Genomic DNA, 4,490 nt, shown 5'->3' with positions numbered 1-4,490 from the left:
TCAAAATCTTCCCGCAAGCCGATTGCTGAACCCATGGTGCCACACTCCAAAGTCGCAGCCCCATAGATTCAGATTTTCACCGCTTTGGGAATCCCCCGTGAGTCAGGCAATGCGCAGGTTGGTATAAGTCATTGGCTTCGCAGGATCGGACAGACTGGTTGTCAAAAAAGGGGCACATCGGGCAAGAGCCCTGTCAAAGCCTTGCGACAAAACCCCGGATGTTCCCTATTTGTCAGGCCAACTTGGCTGTCAACGGACACTTTCTATCCCTTGACACTAATCCTTGCCCGGAGCAAAAACCAAGTTTGCCCACAAGCGGTCTTGGGCTAAATCTTCGCCAGCCACCCGCTTGACGCGAAGCACTCCTCAGCAACATTCAAGTGAACGCGACCGCAGCAAGGCGAAGCCCGCCCGCGCAGTTTTGTGCAGGTGACTCTTTCGGCCCCGCCGCCAAGCGAACTGGAGGGCCTGATCGGGCCGACAGCAGTCAGGCAGCTTTCTGTTCGAGATGAGCGAATAGCCGCCATTCAAACCGTGTCGTAACGGCTCGATTTTGACACCTCTATGCTGCCCGGGAGGCGCGCCGATGGGCGCCAGTTACGTTAAGTCGCATCTGCATCAGCTGCCTGCTAACCCCATATTCATCGGCGGCGCTACGCAAAGCTAAATTGCGCTTCGCTACTGCTACTGCTGCTTCATCCGAAACCAGCAATGCAGGACCGAGCCAGTTGGCTTCGTCTTCAAGGGAAGCGTCGAAATGCCGTTTGCCGTTCTCCCCACACAGGGGGTGCGGCGGGTGCAGCAACAACAGATGGCTAAGTTCATGCATGATATTGGCAGCGCACCGCGCCGGCGAATGCCCATCGTTGTAGATGACGACGCGCTGCGTTCCGATGCAGACGGTGATCGCTGAAAACTCGGTTTGACCCATTGATCCGATAAGATAGCCGACAGCCTCGGGGTGTTGAGCCGTAAAAGCTGACAGCTTAACGACTGTAACCCCCAGATGCGTGGCGGTCATAAACGGGCACAGTGGTGCATCTGTGGCGAGGCCAAGTTCCGCACGAATCTCGCGAGACGTAGCGTTCGCTTCTGTCTTGAAACCTCGCCGAAGTGCCATCCTATTTCTTCCGAAACTGTTCGTAGGTAGCGTGAAGAATTGCTTCCAATGCTTTTGCTCCGTCGTCGCTGAGGTTCGGGTCAGCCCTCAAGTAGGCTGTCACCTTAGCGAGAGGTTCAGTGATCGGGGCAGGGGCATCGGTTCTATAGAACGCATCCGTATCTAGGCCGGCCCAATGGGTAAGAGCACCAAGGCTATCGACATCCGGCCGCTTGCCTTGTGACAGGCGGGTCAAGGTCGATGCGCTCACCTGCGCTTCATCGGCAACCTTACGCCATGTCATGTTCCGCGCCCGCCTGGTGCTATCCAGAGCCGCCACGAACTTTTCCCCGTCGAAATGAACGGCCGTCACTGTTCGACTCTTGCAATCTGATTCGACATACGCAATATCCTTCACGCGTTGCAGTCTCGCAACGCTGCGTCACTAACAGAACAAAAAGGTTTGTCCAATGGCAGGCAAGAATCAACACGTTGTCCCGCATTTGGGTGGCTGGGCCGTTCGCGGTGCCGGCAATAGCCGAGTGTCATCGATCCACTCGACCCAAGCCGAAGCGGCGCAGGCGGCACGCAGTACAGCACAGCGTCAGCACAGCGAACTGCTGATCCACGGTCGTAACGGCCAAATTCGCGAGCGTGACAGCTACGGAAACGATCCCTTCCCGCCGAAGGGTTAATCAAAGCAGGCCACGCTCGGTTACGGCGCGGCCTGTCGTTCATTAAGGTGATGATAATGCGCAATGGCATCAAACGTATTCGGCCGCCCCGCCCTCCGAAACCCATCGATCGCATGCAAAATATGCAGACAATCCGTCCATTAGGTAAGACAAAGTGGGTCAGGGCACATTGGCGCTGGGACTATGATCGCCATGCGTGGGAATGGGTTCTCGGCCATTGGTCCAAGTAGACGGCATTACTGCCACACTGGTGAACGGTCGAATTTTTCTCCGATCATGCCGGCTTAATTCGTGTATCCAGAACAGAAATAATCCAGGAAGGTCTGATTATGCCTTGCTTCAAGGTCGCTCACATTTTTGAGCAGGGTCAGGATATGATTATCTTCCCTCTCGACTCGGCAATTCACAATAAGCCCGACAGCGAGAAAGAGGATATTCTCAGTGAACTTCAAATGCGTGCTCGTGCCGCTGGGCTCGCTGGCCGCGCCGTGATCATGTGGCAACATGGCCGGCATTCCCATTTTATGGGGCCGCGAGCTTGGCAGCCTTTTCTGCGCGGGCTATCGATTCACCAAGTTCATGCTAGCCTGAACCGAGAGATACGTTGGTAGTCGAGAAAGGCTATCGGCGGCGACCACTTTCAAGAACTGCATGTGACTAAAGTAATGGCGGAGATGAGCGCAACGATGCGCCGCCAGGCGAATGGAATCTGAATGGCTTGCCATTAGATGCGGCGGTAGTACCGCCCCACCAAGCCGAGTTGGGGGGGCTGATCGCCGATGTGTTATCGGCTTCAACGACTTTCGTAGTGACACGGGTTTAAATCCATGCCGAAGAACCTTCTCAAGATTCCGCAGAGCTTGCTTCAGCGGTTGAGCACTTTCGATCAGGATGATGTTGTTGCTGCGACGGTTAAGCTCGTCATGCCCACCGACATCAGCCGCTACGCCCATCTTGGCCTTTCCTTGCAGGGCGGCGATATCCGGCTTCCTGAGCCCCAGCCGCCTAAGGCGACGGCGGGTCGCTACTCAAACGCGAATCTCTACGGAATGGAGAAGGTCCGCAAGGATCTGCCCAAGGTCACGAAGTCCTATGGCTTCTGGGCCCCGTCGTGGGGATCGCGGAGCTATCATTACGTTTCTCACGATCGAGAGGTGTACATCCGGGAAATCTATCCGCCCAAGCAAGTCGATCTATCGATCGGCTTGGTAGAGCGCCGTGGCGAAGGGTTTCTACTCAAGTTTGCCATCGATCAGGTGATCAGCCGGCGCACGCCCAATTTTGAGCAAGAGCTGCTGTACAATTTGAATTTGCTTCAGGAGAATGTTGGCGCCGCCGACGTATTCGAGAGCGCTACGTCGCTCGCTGATTATGCATTGAGCGTTAAGGTCGATTGGCAGTTGCTCCCGCCCGGTACCGTCGATGAGGTGGTCGCCGCGATGCTGCGCAATAAGCGGCCTGTGACACCGCAGGAAGAAGCGGTGATGAAGGAACGCGTTACCGTCATGCACCGTCTGAAGCCCGAAGCCTACATCACGGGCACCGACGGATTTTTGCGCTACTTTGGGGCCAAGTTTGGAGACGATTTTGTCGCGTTCGAGAACGCGCGATATGGAAACGCTCTCTACATCATGTACGACGGGTGGGAGGCGCTCAGTCAAAGGAGCCGTATCGAGCTGCTTGCCGGTGATCGCGACAGCTACGACAGGATCGAGCATCGAAAGGGTTGGATCGATCAACTGCGAGGACGGGTGCAAGCTTACCGCGCGCAGAAGCGGCGCGAAAGTAGGCTGCTTTAAAAGGCGGCTTGGTGACAGGATCGGCCGTTTGACATGTCGGCAGTATGGGGGCTTTGTCCCAGCCCAGACCGCAAGCGGACTGATCGCTCATAGGCGCGCCGCTTTCACAATTGAACGGCATGTATGGGCGCCTGGCCGACACGGCGCCCATCGGGATCAAAGGGTTGAAAACCTCCGAGAACCGCTTCACTCTCGTGCTACACAATGCCTGGGGGCACAATACGCATAGAAGCCCCCTTTCGAGACCAGCGGTCGTTATCTATGAAATCGACCATGCCCTTTGGAATCAATTTGCGCGCCAGCGGATCTGCCACCCCTTATTGGGATTTGGTTGACCGTGTGTCCGCTCTTGAAACGACCTCTTCAGTGCGTACGCTTGGCTATCCGCCACACATCACTTTGGCAAAGTATGACGTTGCCGCACCGAGGCAGCTTGAGGAGGTAGTCGCAACGCTGTCCGGGATCTCACCGATAACTCTCTCCTTCGACCGGCTTCGATCATTTGACCCGAGTCATACTATCCTCTGGGCATCCCCAAAGCCCAATGAAGGGATGCGGGAGCTTCATTCCAGAATTCACGACGCCATCGATCCGATAACCTGCAAACCGGCCTACCGCCCAGGTAAATGGACGCCCCATTGCACTGTTGCCTTGCGGATCGCCGAGGATAAACGAGATGCCGCCAAGCGGCTGCTAACAGCCGACTTCGAGCCCTTCACCCTTACCTTCGATGTGCTCGATTGCGTATCTTCGCCGCCAATCAAGATCCTGGCTGTTGATTGCCACTGAGAAGTGACCCGGGATTTCCACTGAGAAGTGATGGAGTGGATGCCCCCTCCCGACGGCATCGAATGTGCCATTGTGATGTTTCCGAACGTCACAGCAGAGGAGAAGGCA

The 4,490-nt window shown here is 56.0% G+C and carries 5 protein-coding genes; 3 read left to right on the top strand and 2 right to left on the bottom strand.

Annotated elements, in window-relative coordinates:
* Nucleotides 1-562 precede the first annotated feature (562 nt).
* Nucleotides 563-1,120: an ImmA/IrrE family metallo-endopeptidase gene (locus HT136_RS25840; RefSeq protein ID WP_214202628.1), complete on the bottom strand. Its 558-nt coding sequence runs from the start codon at nt 1,118-1,120 to the stop codon at nt 563-565.
* 1 nt (nt 1,121) lies between these two features.
* A complete protein-coding gene (locus HT136_RS25835; RefSeq protein ID WP_214202627.1) occupies nt 1,122-1,472 on the bottom strand; it encodes a helix-turn-helix domain-containing protein in 351 nt (116 codons plus the stop codon).
* 97 nt (nt 1,473-1,569) lie between these two features.
* Between HT136_RS25835 and HT136_RS25830 the strand changes: the two genes are divergently transcribed.
* The 3 genes from HT136_RS25830 (at nt 1,570) to HT136_RS25820 (ending at nt 4,382) form a co-directional block, all read left to right on the top strand.
* Nucleotides 1,570-1,794 (top strand): DUF2188 domain-containing protein, encoded by a 225-nt coding sequence (locus HT136_RS25830; RefSeq protein WP_214202626.1) that lies wholly within the window; start codon nt 1,570-1,572, stop codon nt 1,792-1,794.
* Between the two features lie 827 nt (nt 1,795-2,621).
* Nucleotides 2,622-3,593, top strand: coding sequence for a hypothetical protein (locus tag HT136_RS25825; protein WP_214202625.1), 972 nt, complete (start codon nt 2,622-2,624; stop codon nt 3,591-3,593).
* Between the two features lie 273 nt (nt 3,594-3,866).
* Nucleotides 3,867-4,382, top strand: coding sequence for a 2'-5' RNA ligase family protein (locus HT136_RS25820; RefSeq protein WP_214202624.1), 516 nt, complete (start codon nt 3,867-3,869; stop codon nt 4,380-4,382).
* Nucleotides 4,383-4,490 lie beyond the last annotated feature (108 nt).

The organism is Novosphingobium profundi, from assembly GCF_018491765.1.
GTDB classification, from domain to species: Bacteria; Pseudomonadota; Alphaproteobacteria; order Sphingomonadales; family Sphingomonadaceae; genus Novosphingobium; species Novosphingobium profundi.
Note: the sequence above shows the minus strand (reverse complement) of the source record. Positions and strands in the feature narration are given on the sequence as shown.

Bases quoted from the DNA above. Each gene is read 5' to 3' on its own strand.
- HT136_RS25830 (WP_214202626.1), top strand. From the start codon at position 1,570: ATGGCAGGCAAGAATCAACACGTTGTCCCGCATTTGGGTGGCTGGGCC.
- HT136_RS25825 (WP_214202625.1), top strand. From the start codon at position 2,622: ATGCCGAAGAACCTTCTCAAGATTCCGCAGAGCTTGCTTCAGCGGTTG.
- HT136_RS25840 (WP_214202628.1), bottom strand. From the start codon at position 1,120: ATGGCACTTCGGCGAGGTTTCAAGACAGAAGCGAACGCTACGTCTCGC.
- HT136_RS25820 (WP_214202624.1), top strand. From the start codon at position 3,867: ATGCCCTTTGGAATCAATTTGCGCGCCAGCGGATCTGCCACCCCTTAT.